The following is a 22,485-nucleotide window of genomic DNA, read 5'->3' as shown; positions in this document are numbered from 1 at the left end:
GCCTTCCTTAATTGGCTGCGGTCTGGTTGCCCAGGCCGCCCGCCTCGATAAAGGTGTACGACAGGGTGACGGTCTTCACGCTCTTCGGCACCGCCGGATCGATGAAGAACACCACTGGCATCTGCCGCGCCTCCTTCGATTTCAGCGTCTGCTCCTTGAAGCAGAAGCATTCCACCTTCTTGAAGTGCGGCGTCACTTCCATCGGCGTGTAGCTCGGGACGGCTTGCGCCTTCACCGTGCGGTCCACGCTGTTGACTACCTCGTACACCACCGTCGTCATTTCGCCAGGGTGCACGGTCACGCTGTTCTGGGTGGCGCGGAAACGCAAGGTGCCCTGCACATTGCTGACCAGCTCCACCGTGATTTCACGGCTCATGTCGACCTGGCTGTTCCTGGCAACTTCCTGCGGCTTGCCATCGATCAGGTTCAGTCCCAGCACCTCGCACAGGTGCTTGTACACCGGGATCAGCGCATAGCCAAAGCCGAACATCATGACGGCAATGACCAGCAACTTGCCGAGCAGCTTCTTGTTCTCGCCGCCGCTCATTTCAGTGGTGCCCCAGCATCCATTGCTTGCCGATGACGGAAACAAAGAACACTACAGCGACCGACAACAGAATCAGGGCCAGGCGCAGGTTGCTATTCGGCTTCTTCGGGTCAGACATGGTACTTCCTATAGGGGACGGGCTGGCCCGTCCCCGAAAAGCTATTACTTGACAGTCGGCGGTACTTCGAAGGTGTGGAACGGTGCCGGCGACGGCACGGTCCACTCCAGGCCTTCAGCGCCATCCCATGGCTTGGCTTCCGCCTGCTTGCCGCCACGGATGGTCGGCAGCACCACGAAGAACAGGAAGAACACCTGGCTCAGGCCGAAACCGAAAGCACCGATCGAAGCGATCGAGTTGAAGTCGGTGAACTGCGCCTGGTAGTCGGCGTAGCGGCGCGGCATGCCGGCCAGGCCCAGGAAGTGCATCGGGAAGAAGGTCACGTTGAAGGTGATCAGCGACAGCCAGAAGTGGGCCTTGCCCATCGTCTCGTTGTACATGTGGCCGGTCCACTTCGGTACCCAGTAGTAGAAGCCTGCGAACAGCGCGAACAGGGAACCTGCCACCAGCACGTAGTGGAAGTGCGCCACCACGTAGTAGGTATCCTGTAGCTGGATGTCGACCGGGGTCACTGCCAGCATCAGGCCGGTGAAGCCGCCCATGGTGAACACGAAAATGAAGCCGACCGAGAACAACATCGGGGTTTCAAAGGTCATCGAGCCTTTCCACATGGTCGCGATCCAGTTGAAGACCTTCACGCCGGTAGGCACGGAGATCAGCATGGTGGCGTACATGAAGAACAGCTGCGAGGTCACCGGCATGCCGGTGGTGAACATGTGGTGGGCCCAGACGATGAACGACAGGATCGCGATGGACGCGGTGGCGTACACCATCGAAGCGTAGCCGAACAGCTGCTTGCGGGCGAAGGCCGGGATGATCTGCGACACGATGCCGAAGGCCGGCAGGATCATGATGTACACCTCTGGGTGACCGAAGAACCAGAAGATGTGCTGGTACATGACCGGGTCACCGCCGCCGGCGGCGTTGAAGAAGGAGGTGCCGAAGTGACGGTCGGTCAGGGTCATGGTGATGGCGCCTGCCAGGACCGGCATCACGGCGATCAGCAGGTAGGCGGTGATCAGCCAGGTCCAGCAGAACATCGGCATCTTCATCAGGGTCATGCCGGGAGCGCGCATGTTCAGGATGGTGACGATGATGTTGATGGAACCCATAATCGACGACGCGCCCATGATGTGCATGGCGAAGATACCCATGTCCATGCCGATGCCCATCTGGGTCGACAGCGGAGCGTACAGGGTCCAGCCGGCAGCGGTCGCGCCGCCAGGCACGAAGAACGAGCCGGCCAGCAGGATCGCCGCTGGAGGCAGCAGCCAGAACGAGAAGTTGTTCATGCGGGCGAACGCCATGTCGGATGCGCCGATCTGCAGCGGGATCATCCAGTTGGCGAAGCCGACGAAGGCCGGCATGATGGCGCCGAACACCATCACCAGGCCGTGCATGGTGGTCAGCTGGTTGAAGAATTCAGGCTGGAAGAACTGCAGGCCAGGCTTGAACAGTTCGGTACGGATCATCAGCGCCAGCACGCCGCCGGACAGCAGCATGATGAACGAGAACCACATGTACAGGGTACCGATGTCCTTGTGGTTGGTCGCGAACAGCCAACGGCTCAGGCCGTGTGGGTGATCGTGTGCGTGATCGTGGTCGCCGTGGGCGTGATCGTGTGCGTGATCGATAGTGCTCATGTAATGCTCCTAATTACTTGGCGCGAGCAGCCACAACTTCGGCTGGCTGAACGATGTTTTCCGCTGGCTTATTCGACCAGTTGTTGCGGGTGTAGGTGATGACAGCCGCGATATCGGTATCCGACAGTTGCTTCCATGCCGGCATTTCGGATGGGTACTTGCCCGATTTCTTACCGTGCAGCAGCACATTGATCTGTTCGGCTTTCGGGCCGTTCACCACTTCGGAGCCGTCCAGCGGCGCGAAGGCGCCCGGCACGCCCTTGCCGTTTGCCTGGTGGCAGACTGCGCAATTAGCGGTGTAGACTTTTTCGCCCTTGGTCTTCAGTTCGTCGATGGTCCAGGTCTTGTTCGGATCGTCTGCCAGGGCAGCCATTTCCTTCTTCTTGCCGTTGACCCAGGCGGTGTACTCTTCGGCGGTCACGACCTTGACCACGATCGGCATGAAGGCGTGCTCTTTACCGCACAGCTCGGCGCAGTTGCCGCGGAAGGTGCCGGTGTATTCAGCCTTGAACCAGGTGTCGCGCACGAAGCCAGGAATCGCATCCTGCTTGACGCCGAATGCCGGGATCATCCAGGCGTGGATCACGTCGTTGGCGGTGGTGACGATGCGGACCTTCTTGCCGACCGGGACCACGACCTCGTTGTCCACTTCCATCAGGTAGTTTTCGTTGCGCTTGCCGGTGAATTCTTCGCCAGGGTTGCCCACTTGTGCGCGCGGGGTCGACAGGTTGGAGATGAAGGAGATGCCTTCGCCTTCGCCCTTCAGGTAGTCATAGCCCCATTTCCACTGCATGCCGGTGGCTTTGATGGTGATGTCGGCGTTGGAGGTGTCTTTCATGGCAACCACGGTCTTGGTTGCTGGCAGTGCCATGCCGATAACGATCAGGAAAGGAACGACGGTCCAGGCGATTTCAACGGCGGTGGATTCGTGGAAGGTGGCGGCTTTGTGGCCGACCGACTTGCGGTGCTTGAAGATCGAGTAGAACATCACGCCGAACACGGCGACGAAGATGACCATAATGATGACCATCATCATGGTGTGCAGGTCGTAGATGTTTTCAGCGATCTTTGTTGCAGGAGCCTGCAGGTTCAACTGATGGACCATCGGACCGCCGGTGCCACCGGTCTTTGCCGTGTAGTCGCCGGCCGCTGTCGCCGCAGGCTCTGCCCACGCCGGCATTGCTGCGGCGGTAACGGCCAAGCCGAGCATCAACGATTGAAGTCGCTTCGCAAGTTTCATGTTTTCCCCAACCACCCAAAAATAAAGAAGATTTTTGTGCGCCAGGCCCGCCTAACCGCGGACCCGCCGCACGCTAAACACCTAAAGGCTCCGAGCCAAGCCAGCGCAAAATAATTCGCGACCGGACTGTGCTGGAACCTTGAAAAACACTCCCGATGACCACACATCATCGATAGCTTTGCTGCCATATTTGCCTGGCCTGGACCGCCTTGTTGCGTTCGGCTGGGCGAAGTCTTGGCAAAATTAGCTAAAGATTATACTCAGTGAACATGTCCTACATCAAGGGCAGCACACCCTTCACTGTGGTATACGCAAGTAACCCCGGCCTTCCCTGCCTATTTTTTAGGCTTCCTTGGCAAGTCAAAACGGATGATCGCTTCGCCGCTGCTGGTGACCTTTGGGGCCGGGCGGAAGGCATGGCCGTAGATCACTTCAAAGGTCAGCGCCAGCTTGCCGTCCGCACGGCGCTGCTTTTCCAGGCCTTGCAGCATGCGCTGGTATGCCAGTTTTCCGAGCAGCCCCTTGCGCCGCGTCTGCAGCGGATTGCCGCCCAGCGCGCGGGCATCGGCCAGCAGCTTGTCGGCGCTGTCGTAGGTCACCGTGATCTTTTCCATATCCATGACCGGCTCGGCAAAGCCTGCTTCCACCAGCTGGTCGCCGAAATCGTGCATGTCGACGAAGGGCAGCGTATGCGGCGCCAGGTCGACTTCGGCGAAGGCGGTCCGCAGTTCCTGCAGCGTATCCGGGCCGAAGCAGGAGAACATCAGCAGGCCGCCTACCTTCAGCACGCGATGCCACTCCGCAAACACGCGGTCCGGCTGCGGATGCCAGTGCAGCGCAAGGTTAGACCACACCAGGTCCGCGTTGTTCCGCGCCAGCGGCAGGTCGGCCATATCGGCGCACAGGTAGTCAATGCCCGATTTTGCTGGTAGCAATTTGCCAATCAGCTGGCTCAGGCCGGTTTTGCCGGCCTGGCCGCGCGCGGCAGCAATCATGGCGGGCGCCGTGTCGACGCCCAGGATCTGGGCGGCGGGATAGCTTTTTTGCAAGGCCGGCAAATCCGGGCCGGTGCCGCAACCCGCATCGATCACGCGTAGCGGGTTGATTTTGACCAGTTGCAGGCGCTCGTGCATGCGGTTGGCGATCTCGCGCCGCAGGAAATCGGCTTCCGCCACGCGGGCCGGGTCGGCAAACAGGGCGCGGACTCGATCCAGGTCAATAGGAGCGCTCAATTTCGGCGGTTTTGCTGGGGCTTGCATATTTAATACGGTTCTTTAATGGGATAATCCGGGCAGTTTACTCGTTCGCGGAGATTTGCGATGGGCAGTGCATTTGCCAACGGCCTGCTGGCCGCCCTGTTGCCCTGTAATTGCGTGCTGTGCGGCGCCTGCGGACCAGCTTTGCTCTGCCCCGGCTGCCGCCAGCAGTTCTTCGCCGCCACGGCTCCCCGCTGCCCGATCTGCGCCAATCCACTGCCGCCAGCGCCCGAGGACCTGGAGCCAATGCCCTGCGGCCGCTGCCAGGCCCAGCGTCCCACCTTCGACGCCACGGTGGCCGCTGCCGACTACGCCCTTCCTGTGGACCGCCTCGTGCTTCAGTTAAAATTCGCCCGCCAGCTCGCGCTGGCGCGCCTGTTTGCCGGCCTGCTGGCAGACGCGGTGCAGCGCGCCGACGCCAGGCTTTACCCGCACCCTGCCCTGCTGTGCCCCGTGCCGCTTGGCCTGCAGCGCCTGTCGGAGCGCGGTTTCAACCAGGCGTTGGAAATCGCCCGCCCGCTAGGCAAGGCCCTTGGCATCGCCGTCCATGCCAGACTCGCAGTACGCGTGCGCGACACGCTGGCCCAGAGCAGCACGCCCCACGGCGCGCGCCATGCCAATATCGCACATGCCTTTGCGATTCCCGAGCGGGCGCTGGTCGAAGGCCGGCATATCGGCCTGGTGGACGATGTCATGAGCAGCGGCGAAACGCTGCAGGAACTTGCCGCAACGCTAAAGCGCCACGGCGCCGCGCGCGTGACGAACTATGTGTTCGCCCGCACGCCGCCGCAGACTCATTAGGAATTAGGAGAACGATTTGTTTCATGTAGTGCTGGTCAACCCGGAAATCCCGCCCAACACGGGCAACGTGATCCGCCTGTGCGCCAACACCGGCGCTCAGTTGCACCTGATCGAGCCTCTCGGCTTCCCGCTGGACGACGCCAAGATGCGCCGCGCCGGCCTCGATTACCACGAGTACGCGCAGATGAAAGTGCACAAGGACTGGGCCGCCTTTCTGGCGGATATCCAGCCGAATACGAGCCGCATGTTCGCCATGACCACCCACGGCTCGCGCCCGTTCGCCGAACTGGCCTTCCAGCCCGGAGATGTGTTCGTGTTCGGCAGCGAAACCCGCGGCCTGGTACCCGAGTTCCGCGAATCCTTCCCGACCGAACAGCGCATTCGCCTGCCGATGATGCCCGGTAACCGCAGCCTCAATCTCTCCAACACCGTGGCGGTGGTGGTATTTGAAGCCTGGCGCCAGCATGGCTACGCCGGCGGCGCCTGAGTAATCGCCAACTCTACGGCTTGTAGGCCGCCAGGATTTTCTTCAGATCCGGCTCCACGGCACGGAAAACTTGTTGCGCGCGCGCAGCGTAGGCCTGGGACACAGTGCCGAATGCCTGCTGCACGGATTTGCTCAACTCCGCCCCCGCCTTCTCCACTTGGGCGGCTTGGTCCTTTGGCAGCAGGTTGAACTCCAGCTCCATTGTCATCTTGCGGATGCCAATCCCTGTTGCAAGCGCATACAGGCGATTCTTATCCGCGCCTGGCGGCAGTGGATGCGGAGGCTTCGAACTCAACTCGATCAAGGCCTCGCACATTGCGCCGTCCATCATCGTATCCCAGTAAAGGCGGCCGCCCTTCTGCTTCAAAAAGGACTGGAATTCCGTGCGCTGGGCCGGCGCCCAGCCACTCACCATGGTATGCAGCAAAGGGGGCAAACCGGCGTCAAGCAACGGCCCATTGCTCATCTCATCATCCTGGAAAGCTATTTCCAGCAGGTCGCGAGCCTGGCGATAGTTTTCATTGCCCGGCCCCCATTCCGGCCCCATTTTCGCCAGGTCGCGCGCGCCATCCAGCATCAGGTCGGGCAGGATGCTGCGAAAATGATTGTTCGAAATGGTGAGCGCCTCATCAAGGCACTTCAGCGGTGCCTCTGCCACCAGCTTGCCGGTGATGTATTCCACTTCGTCCGCCCGCGCCAGCACTGGCAACAGGCTGCTGCACAGGCTCAATACGGCAATCGCATTCTTCATCAAACATGTTTCCGTAAATCAAGATCGAACATTCTGGGATATTGACTTGAGCCCGTCAACTGGCCGTTGCCGGATCGAAGCGTGTGGCCGGGCTCAGGCGATTCGTCGTATAACCGGCCAGGAAGGAGGCCGCAATGTTCGATCTCGAATTGCCCTGGTGGGAATACGTCATGCGCGGCGTTGCGATTTACGGCGCGTTGTTGGTGATGATGCGCCTGAGCGGCAAGCGCACCATCGGCCAGTTCACGCCATTCGACCTGCTGGTGGTGATGCTGCTCAGTGAATCGGTATCGCCCGGGCTGACGGGCGGCGACGATTCAGTTGCCGGCGGCTTGATCGTGGTCGTCACCCTGGTGGCGCTGAACGTGGTAATCGCCTTCATCACCGCCCGCAACAGGAAGGCTGCCGACTTGGTGGAGGGCACCGCCGTGCTCCTGGGACGTGACGGCAAAATCTTCAAGGAAGCGCTACGCCGCAACCACGTGGCAGAAAGCGACCTGGAGCAGTCGCTGCGCGAGGCCGACTGCCCGCGCGAAAAAATGAAATATGCCTTCCTTGAGGCAGACGGCAAGATCACTATCCTGCAGCACTAATCTGTCGCAGCTCAAACTTGATGACTAAACGCGCCAGGCGGCTGGCAGCTTCCGCCCCGTTGCGGACCTTCGCACTTAATATCCAATCCGCCGCTGGTGATCGATTTACCTAAGCACGGAGGTAATCCGTGCACGAGTCATTGAGTTGGACAGCTTGTCTCATGGCCCCTTTAACAGCGCTGCTTTCATTCATTGAAAGCTTACGCCAACCGAGGTAACAATACTCGCCACCGGGATCGTAATGGATGGAAAAGAGGCCATGAATCTCACCATCGATTTCTTCCATTAATAGCTCCATATGAGCTTCTGTGGACGTGTTCGCGCAGACGTATTTGATGCCATCGACACTTGCGACGCCGCACCAGGAAACTTCTTCCCAGATCAAAGAAGCCTTCGGTGGGATTTTTGTCGTGTCTAAGCATTCCTCCAGCGTCCAATTTCCAGGAGTAGCTCTTAGCTTCGAAAGCAGTGGCTCACAAGCGATTACGTCAAATTCGTATCGATATTGATGGGCATGGAGCTTTAACGGGGGGCCGGCTCGTATGGTCAAAACAAAGCTCTTTGCAATCTCCGACGGCGCCTCGCTCCAACCGTTTATAGCCGTATATGGCGGTTGCCAAAGAAGATGTGTGACCTCACCGACAGGCAAATCCTCTGAGAAGAAGAATGCGTGCGCCTGTTGACCTGCTTTAGGCAAAATCTGATTCAGACTGATCTCAGCAGAATAGTCAATTCCTGCGATTTGCGGCCACGATTCTGGGCAAAATATTCTCATTTTATCGGCGTAGACTATTTGTCCGTTTAAAAAAGAGGCGGCTTGTGGCCGTGCTCGTAGCGCTACGTCACCAACTCCAACTCGATTTTGTCCGGTCCGAACGCCCTTAACCACTGCGTAATGCCGTCAGAGTCGCTGCATTCAAGTTCGTATCCCTTAGGGTTCGAGTAAGCCTCTACGATGTACGCGACGTCGCCAACCCTCGGGGCGCGCAAATTGAACGCGTCGTCGATTTGAACCGACGGAACGTTGATTTTTATAACTCGTACTGCGTCATACTGCTTAAAAATCATTGGGTCACCTATAGAGTCCCCGCCGAAACAGCTCCACCGTCTGCAATTGGCCGGATACGGTCTCCAGGCAAGCCTCATAAAATTCAAGGCAGCCTCAAATGCACGGCTCGGAGACTATCTTACCGTTAATCATATGCTTCGGACACCCTCCTGGCATAGGTAAAGTCGGTGAGCAGATGCCCGGTGACTTATCCTTTCGCGCCGCTGGAATGCAATCCCCTTCGCATTCGCTATCATCAGAGCATGCCTTTCCTTCATCGGTCGTTTTGACGGCACAAAAGTAGAACTGCCCCATGGGATAGAGGATCCATTTTCCACCTTTTGCGACGCACTCCTGTTTCGTATCTGGGTGTTTTGGCTTCTCGATGCTTTTCGATCCGTTCGCTAAGCTATTCGCCGCGAAACACGCAAGGCAAAACATGAACGAAATATTTCGAGCCATCGTGGGCAGTTTCACTTGAGGTTATAAATGCTTTCGGTCATCAAGGGCCGCTGCTGGCCGATCTCGGCCGCCTCATCGCTCGCTGACGAGACGTCATCTATTCAGACTTAACTTCCACGGTTGCCTTAACTGTTAGGGGGACCCCATTGCGAAGTGAGCTCACACCTATGACTGAACGAGCATGGACCCCGGCTGGACCAAAAATTTCTGCGAGAAGGTCTGAGGCACCGTCCAAGACCTTTGCGTGATCCTCGAACTCAGGAACAGCATTGATGGAGCCATGAAGTTCAACCACCTGGACGACTCGGTCTAGGGAACCTAGCTTTTCCCTTATGGCGGCTATAAGGTCCATGCACGCAGAGCGAGCAAGGGCATATCCTTCAGCGGTTGAATACTCTTGCCCGAGTCGTCCTTTCGCGGGGCGACCGTTGACCGGTAGTGGAGCTTTGCCAGAAATGAACAAGAAATTTCCAGACTGAACTGCAGTTGCGTAATTACCCGCTGGCGCGCTGACGTGAGGAAGCTCGAGATCCAGGTCTTTGAATCGTTGTTCTGCACTCATTTTGCTAGCCATAGTCAATTTATCTTCATAGGGTCAACAAGCTTGCGTTAATCGGCGGGCGCCTGAGCGTCCGGGGTTGGCAGCCGATCGGCTCAAACGAACTCCAACACACTGGACATTCACGTCATGTCAAGTCTGAACGACTACAACTATCAGAGGAAGCCGATGTGCTTGCGCTCCAGCCCCGACATCACCAGCTTGATGTAGCGGTTGGGGATGTACAGCTCGACCTCCACCATCGCCCCTTCGGCATTGCGCGTCTCGGAGATGAGGTGGAAGAAACTGCGGTCGGGACTGGCCTCCTTGCAGGGCAAGAACTTGCCGGACGGTCCGTCAGTCAGGTAATCCTTCAGCGTAGCGCCCAGTTCGGCCACGCCTTCGTCGGTCAGCAGCACACCAAAAGCCATGACGGCCTCCTATTGTCCAAACATGCGCACCTTGGCCAGCAGCTTGGTGGTCGAGCGGTCGTGCTCGAAATCGATGGCCACCGCCTTGCCGCCGTATGCCAGCACCGCCTGCCCTTCCGGGATCGCGGTCATATCGTAATCGCCGCCCTTGGCGTAGATCTCGGGCCTGGCCTGCAGCACCGCTTCCAGCGCGGTATCTTCGTCGAATGGCACGACCAGGCTCACCGATTCCAGCGCCGCCAGCAGCGCCATCCGGTCCTCGCAATTGTTCAAGGGCCTGTCATCGCCCTTGCCCAGGCGCTTGACGGAAGCGTCGGTATTGGCCGCCACCACCAGCGAGGCGCCCAGCGAACGCGCCTGCGCCAGGTAGGTGACGTGGCCACGGTGCAGGATATCGAACACGCCATTGGTCATCACCACCGGTTTCGGCAGCGCAGCCACCCGCGCGGCCAGTTCCTCGCGCGAGCACATCTTCTTTTCAAACTCGATCATTCGCCTTCTTCTTCCTCTTCTTCATCCAGCTGCATGCTCAGGCCGCCCGACGACTTCGGCGCCGCCGCGGCTGGCGCAGCGGCGTCTGGTGGTGGACGGCTGCTATTCAGCTTGATCTGCAAGCGCAGGCCGTTGGTCGAGTCGGCATTGCGCAGCGCCTCTTCATAGGCAATGTAGCCCTTATTATAGAGTTCGAACAAGGCTTGGTCGAAGGTGCACATGCCCAGTTCGCGCGACTTGGCCATGATCTCCTTGATCGAGTGGAAGTTGCCTTTGAAGATCATCTCGGAGATGGTCGGCGTGTTCAGCAGGATCTCGATGGCAGCCTTGCGGCCCTTGCCGTCTTCGGTACGGATCAGGCGCTGCGAGACGATGGCGCGCAGGTTGGACGACAGGTCCATCAGCAGCTGGTTGCGGCGCTCTTCCGGGAAGAAGTTGATGATGCGGTCCATGGTCTGGTTCGCATTGTTCGCGTGCAGCGTGCCCAGGCACAGGTGGCCCGTCTCGGCGAAGGCAATCGCGTGTTCCATGGTTTCGGTGTCGCGGATCTCGCCGATCAGGATCACGTCCGGCGCCTGGCGCAGGGTGTTTTTCAGCGCATGATGCCAGGACAGGGTATCCACGCCCACTTCGCGGTGGGTGATCAGGCAGTTCTTGTTCTTGTGTACATACTCGACCGGGTCTTCCACGGTGATGATATGGCCGGCCGAATTCTGGTTGCGGTAATCGATCATGGCCGCCAGCGAAGTCGATTTGCCGGAGCCGGTACCGCCCACCACCAGCACCAGGCCGCGCTTGGTCATCACGACTTCTTTCAGCACTTCCGGCAGGTCGAGCTTCTCGAAATTCGGGATTTCGGAAGCAATGGTGCGGCATACCATGCCCACCGCCTGCTGCTGCACAAAGACATTCACGCGGAAGCGGCAGACATTGGGCAGCGAAATCGCGAAATTGCACTCAAGCTCGGTTTCGAACTCGCGGCGCTGCTTCTCGTTCATGATGGCGTAAGCCAGGGCCCGGGTCACGTCCGGGGTCAGGCGCTGCTGGCTCAGGGCGCGCATCGAGCCCTGCGACTTGATGCTGGGCGGGAAATCCGCCGAAATAAACAGGTCGGAGCCGCCGACCTGGTGCATGGCCGTCAGCAGTTTAAAGATATACGACTGGGCCTCTTCATGGCCAAGTGTGGAAGACATATTCGCCTCGTTCTATGGTTTTGCTGGTCATTATAGCCAGAGCCCTCCCCCATTCATGGCATTGCAACAAGGCATTCAACTGTGTTCAAATGGGTTCATGACACTGACCGAGCTCAAATATATCGTAGCAGTTGCCAGAGCGAAACACTTCGGCCATGCCGCCGAGGCATGTTTCGTCGCCCAACCTACTCTTTCTGTCGCAATTAAGAAACTGGAAGACGAACTCGGCGTCGTCCTGTTCGAGCGCGGCGGGGCGGAAATCTCGGTCACCCCGCTGGGCGCCCAGATCGTGGCCCAGGCCGAACGGGTGCTGGAGCAGACGGCGGCCATCAAGGAACTGGCAAAACAGAACAAGGACCCGCTGGCCGGGCCGTTGCGGCTGGGCGTCATTTACACCATCGGCCCCTACCTGCTTCCGCCTTTGGTCAAGCGGATGATTGAAACCACGCCGCAGATGCCGCTGGTCCTGCAGGAGAACTTCACCGTCAAGCTGCTGGAAATGCTGCGCCAGGGCGAGCTGGACGCAGCCATCATGGCGCTGCCGTTGCCGGAACACGGCATGGCGGTCCAGCCGCTGTACGACGAGCCGTTTGTGGTGGCGATGCCAAAAAACCATCCCTGGGCCGCACGCAGCAGCATTCCCGCCGAACACCTCAAGACCGAAACCATGCTTTTGCTGGGCAACGGCCACTGCTTCCGCGACCAGGTGCTGGAAGTGTGCCCCGAAATGGCGCGTTTTTCCTCGCCAGGCAACGGCATGCAGCGCACCTTCGAAGGCTCGTCGCTGGAAACTATCCGCCACATGGTGGCCAGCGGCATCGGCCTGACCGTGCTGCCGCGCGCCTCGGTGCCGGACATGGAAGGCCGTGACGGCATGTTGTCTTTCCGCTATTTCGACAAGCCGGAGCCGAACCGGCGTGTGGTGATTGTCTGGCGCAAGAGTTTCACCCGCAAGGCTGCCATCGATGCCATCGTCGCCGCAGTGGCCGACTGCCAGCTGCCCGGCGTCAGCATGCTGAACGGCCACGAAGAGTAAAATGCCGGGATGCATGCGACTACTCCTCCCCTGAGCAAACTCGAACTCTATTTCCGCCTGGTCCGGCTGGACAAGCCGATCGGTACCGTGCTGCTGCTGTGGCCAACCCTGGCTGCGCTGTGGCTGGCTTCCGGCGGCGTGCCGGACTGGAAGCTGCTGCTGATCTTCTCGCTGGGCACTTTCCTGATGCGTTCCGCGGGTTGCGCCGTCAACGACTACGCCGACCAGGACTTCGACAAGCACGTCAAGCGCACCGCCGAACGCCCGATCACCAGCGGCCGCGTCAGCGGCAAGGAGGCGCTGCTGATCGCCGCCAGCCTGTCCCTGCTGGCCTTCCTCCTGATCCAGCCGCTCAACGCGCTGGTCAAGCAACTGAGCGTGGCGGCGCTGATCATTGCCGGCACCTACCCTTACTTCAAGCGCTTCTTCGCCATTCCGCAAGCCTACCTCGGCATCGCCTTCGGCTTCGGCATGCCGATGGCCTTCGCCGCCGTGCAAAGCACGGTGCCGCCGGTGGCCTGGTTGCTGCTGGCGGGGAATGTGTTCTGGGCCGTTGCCTACGACACCGAATACGCCATGGTCGACCGCGACGACGACCTGAAGATCGGCATCAAGACCTCCGCCATCACCTTTGGCCGCTTCGACGTGGCCGCCATCATGCTCTGTTACGGCGTGCACCTGGCGATCCTGCTGGTGGTCGGCCGGCAGTTCGGCCTGGGCCTGCCCTTCCTGCTGGGTATTGCAGTGGCAGCCGGCTGCGCGATTTACCACTACTTCCTGATCCGCGGGCGCGAGCGTGCGCCCTGCTTTGCCGCCTTCCGCCACAATAACTACCTCGGCGCCGCAGTCTTCGCAGGCATTGCGCTCGACTACGCGCTGCGCTGACCTATACTGGAATTTACTTCGAGTGCTGTTCACTGAGACGAGGCGATCATGGACCAGACACCACAATCCACTACCGCAAAACCCAACGGCGGCGGCGTTGCCAACGGCAAGAGCCATAGCCACAACGAAAGCATGGAAGCCCGCGAAAAATTGATGGGCGACTTGAAACAGGCCGTGCAGGATGCCGAAACCTGGCTGCGCAATGCTGCTACGGCCAATTCCGAAGACCTTGGCATGGTCAAGGCCAAGTTCGAAGACACGCTGCGTACCGCCAAGCGCGACCTGCTGAAGCTGGAAGACAGCATGATTGCCCGTGGCAAGATGGCAGCCCAGGCCACCGACCATTATGTGCATGACAATCCGTGGAAGTCGGTTGCCACTGGCGCCGCCATCGGCGTGATTGTCGGCCTGCTGATCGCGCGCCGCTAGCGTCCGTTGCTGCCGGCCTCGCCAATACCGTGGCTGGCACGCAGCTGCTGCAACATGCCCTGCTCCCGCTGCAGGAAGCGGTTGAATTGCTCAACCACTTCCTTGCAGCGTAAAGTCGACAAGCGAAAGTCGGAGCGGGCATGCGGCAGGCCTGGGTCGAACACCAGGCCGGCCGGCGCCTTCAGGTCGCCGGCCAGCATATGGTTGGCGACATCGACATTCACGTACGCGGCGTCGAGATGGCCGCCAAGGACCAGCCGCAGCAGGCTGTCGGTGCTGCCGACGGTCGACACTTTCAATGCGTGGCTGTCGATGGCAGCCTTGTAAGGCCATGGGGTGAACCCCAGCACCGTGCCCAGTGTCCGCAGGTCCGCCAGGCGCTTGCCGCGCTGCTGCGGCAGTACCATGGCGCCCTCCTCGGTTGACACCACCACCTTGCTGTAACTCAGCTGTATGCCGGCTCGCAAGTCCTCGCGCCACTGCGGATGATCGGGATACTTGAAGTCGAGCGTGCGTTCGGACAGGAAGCGGCTGTACAGCCGGTTGATCGGCAAGGGAACGTACTCGAAGGTATAGCCATGCTGGGCGGCGAAGGCGTCAAGCACCTCGCGCGCATAGCCGCCGTAGCGATTGTTCGCGTCCACGGTGTGCAGCGGCAGGTATTGCAGTTTCTCGACCCCGATGCTGAACTTGCCGCCGCGCGCCGCTTCGCAAGCATGGGCCGCCGCCAGCGGGCCGCCCAGCCAGAGCGCTGCACACAGTAGGGTCTTGGTCAACATGGGGCCAGCATAGACAAATCCTGTAGCGAATGCAAAACAGTGCCCGGCCTCAGCATTGCATTGTTGCGCGCCCAGGCGTACAAAGTAACTATCTGCTTTTTCCGCGAGGCAGTCGTGAACCGGCTTGCACTGGCATGGCCTGCATTGGCAACCTGCGTCACAGCCTTTGCCCAGCAGGGCATCACCGTATATGGCGTGGCCGATCTTGGCGTGGTGCGCGACAGCGATTCAGGCGTTACCACCATGAAGGTTGACAGCGGCCTGCAAACCGCCTCGCGCCTGGGTTTCAAGGGCACTGAAGCACTGGGCGGCGGCCTGGCGGCCAGTTTTGTCATCGAATCCCAGATTGAAGCCGATTCGGGCCAGCCATCTTTCGCCGGCCGCGTGTTTGGCAGCCAGGTGTGGGTCGGCTTGTCCAGCCCGCTGGGCACGGTCAGGCTGGGCCGCATGTTCACTCCCTATTTTGGCGCCATCGCCACCAACGATCCGTTCGACGCCAAAGGTCCCGGCGAAGCGACACGCCTGTTCCAGGATTCCGGCGTGCGCATGGACAATACGGTCAAGTACTCGCTGCCGCCGACACTGGGCGGATTCTACGCCGACCTGGCCTATGGTTTTGGCGAATCCGGTGTCAGCCAGGCGGCCAACCGGCAGCTCAGCATGGACGCGGGATATACGGCCGGGCCCCTGAATACCGTGCTGGCCTTCCATCAGACCAACGATGCCCAGGGCCGCAAGCAGGTGCGCAGCGTGCTCGCAGGCGGCAATATGGATTTCGGCCGCTTGCGCGCCTGGCTGCTGGCTGCGCGCAACCGCAACGAGAGCGAGCTCGATACGCGCGACTACCTGCTGGGCGTGAGCGTGCCGTTTGGCGTTGCCTCGGTCGCCGCCACTTACGTCTACAAGGCAGACCGCTTCCACGCCAATGCCGATGCACGCCAGCTGGCCGTGGGCTATTACTACGCGCTGTCGAAGCGCACCAATACCTATCTCATCGCTTCCGACCTGCGCAATGACGATGCCGTGCAATACCAGGCATCCTTGCCCGGTGGCGCGCGGCGCCTGCTTGCCTGCGGCATGCGCCATCAATTCTGAGGCATGCCGTGTCCTGGACCATCCATCTCGTACGCGCCGCCGCCCTGGCCTTGGTTGCCGTCCCCGCGCTGGCGGCCGAGGTCACCATGGCTTTCGGCGAAAAGATCCCGCCCTTCTGCTTTCCCGAAACGGACTCCGGCATCGAACTGGAAGTGATGCGCGAAGCGCTGGCGTACCGCGGCCACGTCCTGAGGCCGCGCTACTACTCGTTTGCCCGCATCCCGGTCGCCTTCAAGGCTGGCGAAGTGGAAGCAGCGATGACCGACCTGGGCGAAGACATGACGAGCTGGGGCGCCTACTATGGCAACCCCGCCGTCATCTACGACAATGTCTTCATCACGCTGAAAGAACGCCACTTGTCGATCACAAAGCCGGAGGACTTGCGGGGGCTGACCGTGATTTCCTTCGCCGGCGCATCCAAACGCTATCCGGACTGGCTGGACGCTGTACGCAAGGCGGGCCATTACTATGAGCAGAACGACCAGGCCTTGCAAGTGCTGACACTCGATCGCGGACGCTACGACGTCGTTCTCAGCGACCGCAACATCTTCAAGTACTTTACCCTGCAGCTCAAGCTTAACAAGTCGTTCAAGCCCAAGCCGGTGGTCGAGCATCCCTTCGTCAAGCTCAACCCGATGGACTACCGGCCTGTCTTCCGCGACGCCGCCATCCGCGACGATTTCAACGCAGGCCTGAAGCAGCTGAAGGATACCGGCCGCTTCCAGGCCATCTACTATAAATACCTGGCAGGCGACTGAGCGGCGCCGGCGCGGAAGGCGGCCGGCGTGACGCCGAATAGCTGGCAGAAACTGCGGCGCATCATCGCCTCGCTGCGAAACCCCGATTGCAGCGCAACCTGCAGCATCGACAGGCCCGGCCGGGCCAGCAGCTCCTTGGCATATTCGCCGCGGCAGCGCGCGATATAGATGTGCGGCGGCATGCCCACCGCATGCTGGAAGCGGCGCGAGAAATTGCGCACGCTCATGGCCGTGCGCTGCGCAGCCCCTTCCACCGTCAAGTCCTGCTTGAAGCAGCGCTCGATGTATTCCTGCGCCTGGCGGATGCGCTGGTCGCCATGCTGTTTCAGCCCTGCATTGCGCAGGGCGATGTGCCCCGCGCTCGGCTGGCTGGGAGGATTGGTATAGCGCGAGAGCTTGTGCGCCACCGCGTCGCCGTGGAAGTGGCCGACCAGGTAGCTGCAGGCATCCAGGCAGGGGTTGACCGAACCGGCGCTGATGATGCTGCCGTCGATCACCAGCGGCACGTCGGGGCTGAAGCGCACTTCAGGGTAGTGCTGGGCAAAGACGCGCTGGTCCGACAGGTTGCCCGTCACTTCGCGGCCGTCGAGCAGGCCAGTCTCGGCCAGGATGCGCATGCCGCCCGCCATGCCCACCAGCACTGCGCCGGCGGCGTGGGCTTGCAGCAGCCAATCGCGCAGCGGCGAGGCGATCGGCTGGCGCGCGGACAGCGGCAAATAATAAGGCGGCACGATGACGGCTTGCGGCGCCGGCATGTCGGCCAGCGTTGCCTCCGGCTGCAATGACGGGCCGGTGAAGGAGCGCACCGGGGCCCGGTCGATGGCCACCAGGCGCGCCCGGAACAGCTCCGCTGCGCGCAGGTCCGCGTTGCGCGCATGCAGCGTGCCGGCGATGGCAAACGCTTCCCGCGCCAGCAGGGCAAGGCCTCCCCAGCAGTCGTCCCCCACAACAATGGCGATTGAAACTGGCGCTCTCATCCTGGCCGATACTAACAGCAGAATTGGCCGATCTTGCACATATCATTTCAATAATGGACAGATATACTGGCTTCGCTGCTGCATCCCTACAACAATAATGGGAGACATGTATGTACAAAGCCATCGGCGCACTCGCGCTGTGCGGCCTGCTATCCGCCTGCTACAAGACCACGCCCTCCTTGCCGGCGCCTGCTTCGGCTGCCGACATCGCGTTCCAGAAGCAACTCCAGGAACAACTGCTCGACGCCAAGCCCGGCTCGGTGATCGAGATCCCCGCCGGCAAATACCGGTTCACCAGCGGGCTGCAACTGCGCGCGGACGGCGTGACCATCCGCGGCGCGGGGATGGACAAGACTGTCTTGTCTTTCAAGCCGCAAGTAACAGGACCGGAAGGGCTGCTTGTCTACGGCAACGACTTCACCATCGAAGGGCTGACCATCGAGGACTCCAAGGGCGATGGGCTGAAGATCAACGACGGCGACCACATCACCATCCGCAGCGTGAAGGTGCAATGGACCGGCGGCTCCAAGGTGAGCAACGGCGCTTACGGCATCTACCCGGTCAAGACAAAGAATGTGCTGATCGACCACTGCGTGGCCATTGCCGCATCGGACGCCGGCATCTACGTCGGCCAGTCGCAGAATGTGGTAGTGCGCAACTCGCGCGCCGAAGCCAATGTGGCGGGCATTGAAATCGAAAACACCATCAACGCCGACGTCTACGACAACGTCGCCACCGCCAATACCGGCGGCATCCTGGTGTTCAACATGCCCAACCTGCAGCAGCCGGGGCACAGCACGCGCGTGTTCAGGAACAAGGTCATCGAGAATAACCTGGGCAACTTTGCCGCCAAGGGCACGGCCGTGGCCAGCGTGCCGGCCGGTTCGGGGGTGGTGATCAACTCGAATTCGAAGGTGGAGATCTTCGACAACGACATCGTCAACAACCAGACCGCCAACGTCATCATCTCCAGCTACCACTCGACCGGCTACTTCACCGAGAAAGGCGTCTCCAAGGACTACGACCCGTATCCAAAGGCGATCTACGTCTACGGCAACCACTTCAAGGGCGGCGGCGACGCGCCCGACGGCCTGGACCTGAAGGCGCTGAAGGTGGCGATGTACGGCCTGTCCGGCCACCTGCCCGACGTGCTGTGGGACGGCTACGCCGACAATGCGCTGGCCAGGAACGGCGTCATGCCGGCCGAGGCCCGCATCTGCGTGCAGGACAACGTCGAAGTGCTGAATGCCGATGGCCCCAACAAGTACAAGAACCCGAAAGCCGATTCGGCCCCGCACCGCTGCCAGCTTGCCAAGCTGCCGCCGGTTACCATCCCTCAACTCAGTTCGCAATCCTGATGAAGCTTGCCGTCCCTGCTTTCCGCCCGTGGAGGGCGGTCGGCATGGCGGCGTGCGCGCTCGTTCTCGCGTCCTGCGCACGCAGCCCTGCCCCGCCCGCCGAACCCGTGAAATTCATCGCCGAGGGCCGCCCTGAAAAACTCAGCGAGTGGCGCCTGATGGCCGCCGGCGACGGCCGCCTGGCGCTGAATAAGGACGTGCTGCCCTACACGCTGAACACGCCTCTTTTCAGCGACTACGCCCACAAGCTGCGCACGGTGTGGATGCCGAAAGGCGTTTCGGCTGCCTACAAGGCCGATACCGCCTTCGACTTCCCGGTCGGGACCATCATCAGCAAGACCTTCTATTATCCGCGCGACGGCGGCAGCCAGGCCGTGCTGGCGAGCGACGACAGCGGCACCGACACCACGCTCGACCTGGGCAAGGTGCGGCTTATGGAAACGCGCCTGCTGGTGCGGCGCGAAGGCGGCTGGATCGCCTTGCCTTACGTTTGGAACGAGGCGCAGACCGAGGCCGAACTGAAGCGCACCGGCGACCAGGTGCCGATGGAGCTGGTATCGGCCCAGGGCCGCCAGAAGTTCACCTATGTGGTGCCGAACGTGAACCAGTGCGCCTCCTGCCATGTAACGGACTTGAAGAGCAGGAAGTTCGAACCGCTTGGCCTGAAAGCGCGCCACATCAACCTGAACGGCCAGCTGGAAAAGATGGTGCAGGCAGGCTACCTGCAAGGCGTCCCGGACGCCGCCGACGTGCCGCACAACGTCGACTGGCGCGACAAGGGCGCTTCGATCGATGCCCGGGCGCGCGCCTACCTCGACATCAACTGCGCCCACTGCCACAACAACAAGGGCACCGCCAATACTACCGCCCTGCACCTGGAGATTGGCGCGCCGGCCAACCAGCACCTGGGCCTGTGCAAACCGCCCGTGGCCGCAGGCGCCGGCACCGGCGGCAACTCCTTCGGCATCAATCCCGGCAAACCGGACGACTCGATTTTCGTCTTCCGCCTGAAATCGACTGAAACCGGCGTGATGATGCCCGAACTGGGACGCACCACTTCGCACCGCGAAGGCGTTGAACTGATACGCGAATGGATCGCATCGATGAAGGAAAGCTGCAACCAACAATAACGGGGGAGACCACATGAAGCTGCGCAAGAAAGTCCTGTCGTCCAGCATTTCCACCGCCCTGCTCGCCTGCAGCGGCGCCGCCATGGCCGCCGATCCGGCGCCGAAGGAAGAAACCCATGTGGTGGTCGTCACCGCGCAGAACCGCACGCAGCAGGCGCAGGACGTGCCGATTGCGCTGCAGATCATTGGCGCCGACCAGATCGACAAGCTGGCCGCTCCCAGCCTGGCCGAAATGAACGGCTACATCCCCGGCCTGTCGGTCAACGCCGAGCAGGCGACCCAGCCCTCGCTGTCGCTGCGCGGCATCGGCACCGGCGACTTCGGCATCGGCACCGACGCTCCGGTCGGCATGTACATCGATGGCGTCTATGCCGGCAAGACCGGCGGGGCGATCATGAATTTCAACGACGTGCAGCGCATCGAAGTGCTGAAAGGGCCGCAAGGCACCCTGTTCGGCCGCAACAGCGCGGCTGGCGCCATCTCGGTCGTGACGCGCGAACCGGGCCGCGACACCGAACTGGAAGCGCGCCTGCGCTACGGCCGCTTCCACACTCGCAACGTCGAGCTGCTGGCCAATACGCCGCTCGGCGACACCACGGCGCTGCGCATCACCGCCGTGCATCACGGCACCGACGGCTGGCTGAAGGATGCGGCCACAGGCGACTCGCTACAGCACGGCACCGACAACGGCTTGCGCGCGACCCTGCGCTGGGACGCGCCGGCACGCGCGAAAGTGCTGCTGTCGGTGGAGGCCGAAAAGCTCGACCACATGGCGCGCCCTGCCATCGGCCTGGTGGCCGGCGTTCCGGTAGTGCCGTCCGACCCTTCCACCTACCTCGACCCGCGCACGGCCCCGGTTTACAACGACGCCATGAACAACGGCGAAACGCGCGACTTCCGCGGCAGCACGCTGCGCATCGAAGTGCCGCTGGGCTGGGCCACCTTCAATTCCACCACCGGCTATCGCCGCTTCGACTCGCGCAACCGGCAGGACAACGACGGCACCAACCTGATCACCCACTACGTCGATACCGAAAACTCGGAACGCAACCGCAGCTGGCAGCAGGAATTCCGCCTGTCGGGCAATACCGGCATGGCGGACTGGGTCACGGGCCTCAGCTTCTATCACGAGAAAGCCCACCAGACCAGCCAGGTCAACACCAACACCAACACCCTGGACACCATTTTCGGCAACGTGGCCAGCTTCCCCGTTTTCAGCCTGCTGGAAGGCGCCGCGGCCGCTGTCGACATTCCGGCCGGCTTGCTGGGCAACCCCTGGCAGGAGAACATGCACGTCGAGGGCCGCTACAAGGCGACCGCGATCTACGGCGACGTGATCTGGCACCTGGCGCCGAAGCTGAACCTGACCACCGGCGTGCGCTACACGCGCGACGACAAGCGCTTCAGCTGGTATAGCCCGCCGCGCACGGCGGCCGGCCTGGACGACAGCATCACCCGCCTGCAAAACCTCGGCTTCTTCGATGCCCTGGTCGGCATGGGCGCCCTCACGCCGGAGCAGCTGATGATGGCGCTGGGCGCGATGACGCAGAACATCGAGTTCACCAGCGCCGGCGCGACCACGGCGCCGCTGTCCAGGAAGAACAGGTGGAACGACACCAGCCCGCGCGCAGTGCTCGACTACAAGCTCAACGACGACATGATGGTGTACGGCTCCATCGCCAAGGGCTACCAGGCCGGCGGGTTCAATGCACTGCAGGTGAACGCCACCTACGAACCGGAAAAAGTGTGGAACGCGGAAGTCGGCGTGAAAAACTACTACCGCCAGTACAAGCTGCTGGTGAACGCCTCGCTCTACAAGTACAAGTTCAGCAACCTGCAATCGCTGGCCCTGGTGAACAACGGATCCGCCATCCCGACCTACCAGGTCACCAGCAGCGACCAGGAAGCGCATGGCCTGGACTTCGACATGCGCTGGCAGCCGGTGCGCGACCTGCGCCTGAACATGAGCAGCGCCTACATCGACCAGACCTACAAGACCTTCACCACCAGCGACGGCATCCGGCTCGATGGCCAGCCGGTCGGCACGCCGAAGTGGACCACCGCGCTCGGCGCCGATTACTGGGTGCGCGGCGTGGCGGGCGGGGACCTGAATTTCACGCTGCAGCATGCCTATACCAGCGCCACGCGCTGCAATGCCGATGCACTGCAGGGCGCCTGCCTGACCACGCCTCGCTTCCGCGTCGGCGGCGCCACCCAGCGCACCGACCTGCGCGCCGGCTACGAAGCCGCCAGCCATCAATGGGCAGTGGCGCTGTTTGCCAACAACCTGTTCGACAAGCGCTATGTGACCAGCATCGGCAACATGACCACCGGCCTGCTTGGCACGCCGTACGCCATGGTCAACTCGCCGCGCCAGGTCGGCGTCGAACTGCGCGTGAACATGTAGCCACTTGTAGTAAAATCAACCCCTTAGCCAA

The 22,485-nt window shown here is 61.3% G+C and carries 24 protein-coding genes; 11 read left to right on the top strand and 13 right to left on the bottom strand.

From position 1 onward, the window contains the following. Positions 1-7: 7 nt before the first annotated feature. From ACN9M3_RS07195 to ACN9M3_RS07175, 5 genes are all read right to left on the bottom strand, one after another. Positions 8-547, bottom strand: a complete 540-nt coding sequence (locus ACN9M3_RS07195; protein WP_426321474.1) for a cytochrome c oxidase assembly protein — start codon at positions 545-547, stop codon at positions 8-10. A 1-nt stretch (position 548) separates the two neighbouring features. Then, the gene (locus tag ACN9M3_RS07190; RefSeq protein ID WP_229209989.1) at positions 549-665 is read right to left on the bottom strand and encodes a cytochrome oxidase small assembly protein; all 117 of its coding nucleotides are present in this window, start codon (positions 663-665) and stop codon (positions 549-551) included. A gap of 44 nt (positions 666-709) precedes the next feature. Next, a complete protein-coding gene (gene ctaD / locus ACN9M3_RS07185; protein WP_426169200.1) occupies positions 710-2,308 on the bottom strand; it encodes a cytochrome c oxidase subunit I in 1,599 nt (532 codons plus the stop codon). Positions 2,309-2,321: 13 nt separating this feature from the next. Then, entirely contained in the window at positions 2,322-3,548 is a 1,227-nt protein-coding gene (coxB, locus tag ACN9M3_RS07180; RefSeq protein WP_426321472.1) for a cytochrome c oxidase subunit II, read from the bottom strand. Between the two features lie 335 nt (positions 3,549-3,883). Further along, positions 3,884-4,807 (bottom strand): methyltransferase domain-containing protein, encoded by a 924-nt coding sequence (locus tag ACN9M3_RS07175; RefSeq protein ID WP_426321470.1) that lies wholly within the window; start codon positions 4,805-4,807, stop codon positions 3,884-3,886. Positions 4,808-4,867: 60 nt separating this feature from the next. On the opposite strand from ACN9M3_RS07175, the gene ACN9M3_RS07170 reads away from it, so the two are divergent. Together ACN9M3_RS07170 and trmL are read left to right on the top strand one after the other, a co-directional pair. Then, entirely contained in the window at positions 4,868-5,605 is a 738-nt protein-coding gene (locus ACN9M3_RS07170) for a phosphoribosyltransferase family protein (RefSeq protein WP_426321468.1), read from the top strand. 16 nt (positions 5,606-5,621) lie between these two features. Next, positions 5,622-6,092, top strand: coding sequence for a tRNA (uridine(34)/cytosine(34)/5-carboxymethylaminomethyluridine(34)-2'-O)-methyltransferase TrmL (trmL, locus tag ACN9M3_RS07165; RefSeq protein WP_426321467.1), 471 nt, complete (start codon positions 5,622-5,624; stop codon positions 6,090-6,092). A 13-nt stretch (positions 6,093-6,105) separates the two neighbouring features. Here the strand turns inward: trmL and ACN9M3_RS07160 are convergent, their stop codons facing one another. After that, positions 6,106-6,843 (bottom strand): hypothetical protein, encoded by a 738-nt coding sequence (locus ACN9M3_RS07160; protein ID WP_426321466.1) that lies wholly within the window; start codon positions 6,841-6,843, stop codon positions 6,106-6,108. Between the two features lie 134 nt (positions 6,844-6,977). Here ACN9M3_RS07160 and ACN9M3_RS07155 point away from each other — a divergent pair, with 134 nt between their 5' ends. Beyond that, positions 6,978-7,436 carry a DUF421 domain-containing protein gene (locus ACN9M3_RS07155; RefSeq protein WP_426169186.1) on the top strand — a complete coding sequence of 153 codons (459 nt, stop codon included), beginning with the start codon at positions 6,978-6,980 and terminating at the stop codon, positions 7,434-7,436. Between the two features lie 109 nt (positions 7,437-7,545). On the opposite strand, the gene ACN9M3_RS07150 is transcribed toward ACN9M3_RS07155, so the two are convergent. From ACN9M3_RS07150 to ACN9M3_RS07130, 5 genes are all read right to left on the bottom strand, one after another. Further along, positions 7,546-8,325: a hypothetical protein gene (locus ACN9M3_RS07150; RefSeq protein ID WP_426321464.1), complete on the bottom strand. Its 780-nt coding sequence runs from the start codon at positions 8,323-8,325 to the stop codon at positions 7,546-7,548. A 718-nt stretch (positions 8,326-9,043) separates the two neighbouring features. After that, positions 9,044-9,508 carry a RidA family protein gene (locus ACN9M3_RS07145; protein ID WP_426169173.1) on the bottom strand — a complete coding sequence of 155 codons (465 nt, stop codon included), beginning with the start codon at positions 9,506-9,508 and terminating at the stop codon, positions 9,044-9,046. 152 nt (positions 9,509-9,660) lie between these two features. Further along, positions 9,661-9,915 carry a hypothetical protein gene (locus ACN9M3_RS07140; protein ID WP_426169170.1) on the bottom strand — a complete coding sequence of 85 codons (255 nt, stop codon included), beginning with the start codon at positions 9,913-9,915 and terminating at the stop codon, positions 9,661-9,663. A gap of 9 nt (positions 9,916-9,924) precedes the next feature. Then, positions 9,925-10,407 (bottom strand): adenylyltransferase/cytidyltransferase family protein, encoded by a 483-nt coding sequence (locus ACN9M3_RS07135; protein WP_426169168.1) that lies wholly within the window; start codon positions 10,405-10,407, stop codon positions 9,925-9,927. Further along, positions 10,404-11,600, bottom strand: a complete 1,197-nt coding sequence (locus tag ACN9M3_RS07130; RefSeq protein WP_426169165.1) for a PilT/PilU family type 4a pilus ATPase — start codon at positions 11,598-11,600, stop codon at positions 10,404-10,406. The genes ACN9M3_RS07135 and ACN9M3_RS07130 overlap by 4 nt, the downstream gene beginning before the upstream one ends. A 97-nt stretch (positions 11,601-11,697) precedes the next feature. Here ACN9M3_RS07130 and ACN9M3_RS07125 point away from each other — a divergent pair, with 97 nt between their 5' ends. From ACN9M3_RS07125 to ACN9M3_RS07115, 3 genes are read left to right on the top strand one after another with little or no spacing between them, the layout of a single operon-like run. Next, positions 11,698-12,636, top strand: coding sequence for a hydrogen peroxide-inducible genes activator (locus ACN9M3_RS07125; protein WP_426321461.1), 939 nt, complete (start codon positions 11,698-11,700; stop codon positions 12,634-12,636). A 30-nt stretch (positions 12,637-12,666) separates the two neighbouring features. After that, the gene (gene ubiA, locus ACN9M3_RS07120; protein WP_426323699.1) at positions 12,667-13,521 is read left to right on the top strand and encodes a 4-hydroxybenzoate octaprenyltransferase; all 855 of its coding nucleotides are present in this window, start codon (positions 12,667-12,669) and stop codon (positions 13,519-13,521) included. Positions 13,522-13,569: 48 nt separating this feature from the next. Beyond that, on the top strand, positions 13,570-13,950 hold the full coding sequence (locus ACN9M3_RS07115) for a DUF883 family protein (protein ID WP_426169160.1): 381 nt from the start codon (positions 13,570-13,572) through the stop codon (positions 13,948-13,950). On the opposite strand, the gene ACN9M3_RS07110 is transcribed toward ACN9M3_RS07115, so the two are convergent. Then, entirely contained in the window at positions 13,947-14,729 is a 783-nt protein-coding gene (locus ACN9M3_RS07110; protein ID WP_426321459.1) for a substrate-binding periplasmic protein, read from the bottom strand. The two genes, ACN9M3_RS07115 and ACN9M3_RS07110, sit on opposite strands and share 4 nt — an antisense overlap. A 114-nt stretch (positions 14,730-14,843) precedes the next feature. Here ACN9M3_RS07110 and ACN9M3_RS07105 point away from each other — a divergent pair, with 114 nt between their 5' ends. Both ACN9M3_RS07105 and ACN9M3_RS07100 read left to right on the top strand, forming a co-directional pair. After that, positions 14,844-15,824 (top strand): porin, encoded by a 981-nt coding sequence (locus ACN9M3_RS07105; protein WP_426321457.1) that lies wholly within the window; start codon positions 14,844-14,846, stop codon positions 15,822-15,824. Between the two features lie 8 nt (positions 15,825-15,832). Continuing rightward, positions 15,833-16,582 (top strand): substrate-binding periplasmic protein, encoded by a 750-nt coding sequence (locus ACN9M3_RS07100; protein ID WP_426321455.1) that lies wholly within the window; start codon positions 15,833-15,835, stop codon positions 16,580-16,582. Here ACN9M3_RS07100 and ACN9M3_RS07095 read toward each other — a convergent pair. Then, positions 16,558-17,559, bottom strand: coding sequence for a GlxA family transcriptional regulator (locus ACN9M3_RS07095; RefSeq protein WP_426321453.1), 1,002 nt, complete (start codon positions 17,557-17,559; stop codon positions 16,558-16,560). The two genes, ACN9M3_RS07100 and ACN9M3_RS07095, sit on opposite strands and share 25 nt — an antisense overlap. A gap of 110 nt (positions 17,560-17,669) precedes the next feature. Here ACN9M3_RS07095 and ACN9M3_RS07090 point away from each other — a divergent pair, with 110 nt between their 5' ends. Genes ACN9M3_RS07090 through ACN9M3_RS07080 form a run of 3 tightly spaced genes read left to right on the top strand, consistent with a single transcriptional unit; the run spans position 17,670 to position 22,454 of the window. Beyond that, positions 17,670-18,917 (top strand): parallel beta-helix domain-containing protein, encoded by a 1,248-nt coding sequence (locus ACN9M3_RS07090; protein ID WP_426321451.1) that lies wholly within the window; start codon positions 17,670-17,672, stop codon positions 18,915-18,917. Continuing rightward, positions 18,917-20,047 carry an SO2930 family diheme c-type cytochrome gene (locus tag ACN9M3_RS07085; protein WP_426321449.1) on the top strand — a complete coding sequence of 377 codons (1,131 nt, stop codon included), beginning with the start codon at positions 18,917-18,919 and terminating at the stop codon, positions 20,045-20,047. The genes ACN9M3_RS07090 and ACN9M3_RS07085 overlap by 1 nt, the downstream gene beginning before the upstream one ends. Positions 20,048-20,060: 13 nt before the next feature. Further along, positions 20,061-22,454, top strand: coding sequence for a TonB-dependent receptor (locus tag ACN9M3_RS07080; RefSeq protein WP_426321447.1), 2,394 nt, complete (start codon positions 20,061-20,063; stop codon positions 22,452-22,454). Positions 22,455-22,485 lie beyond the last annotated feature (31 nt).

Origin of the sequence: Pseudoduganella sp. R-43, from assembly GCF_049913255.1 — a bacterium.
GTDB lineage: Bacteria > Pseudomonadota > Gammaproteobacteria > Burkholderiales > Burkholderiaceae_D > Rugamonas.
Note: the sequence above shows the minus strand (reverse complement) of the source record. Positions and strands in the feature narration are given on the sequence as shown.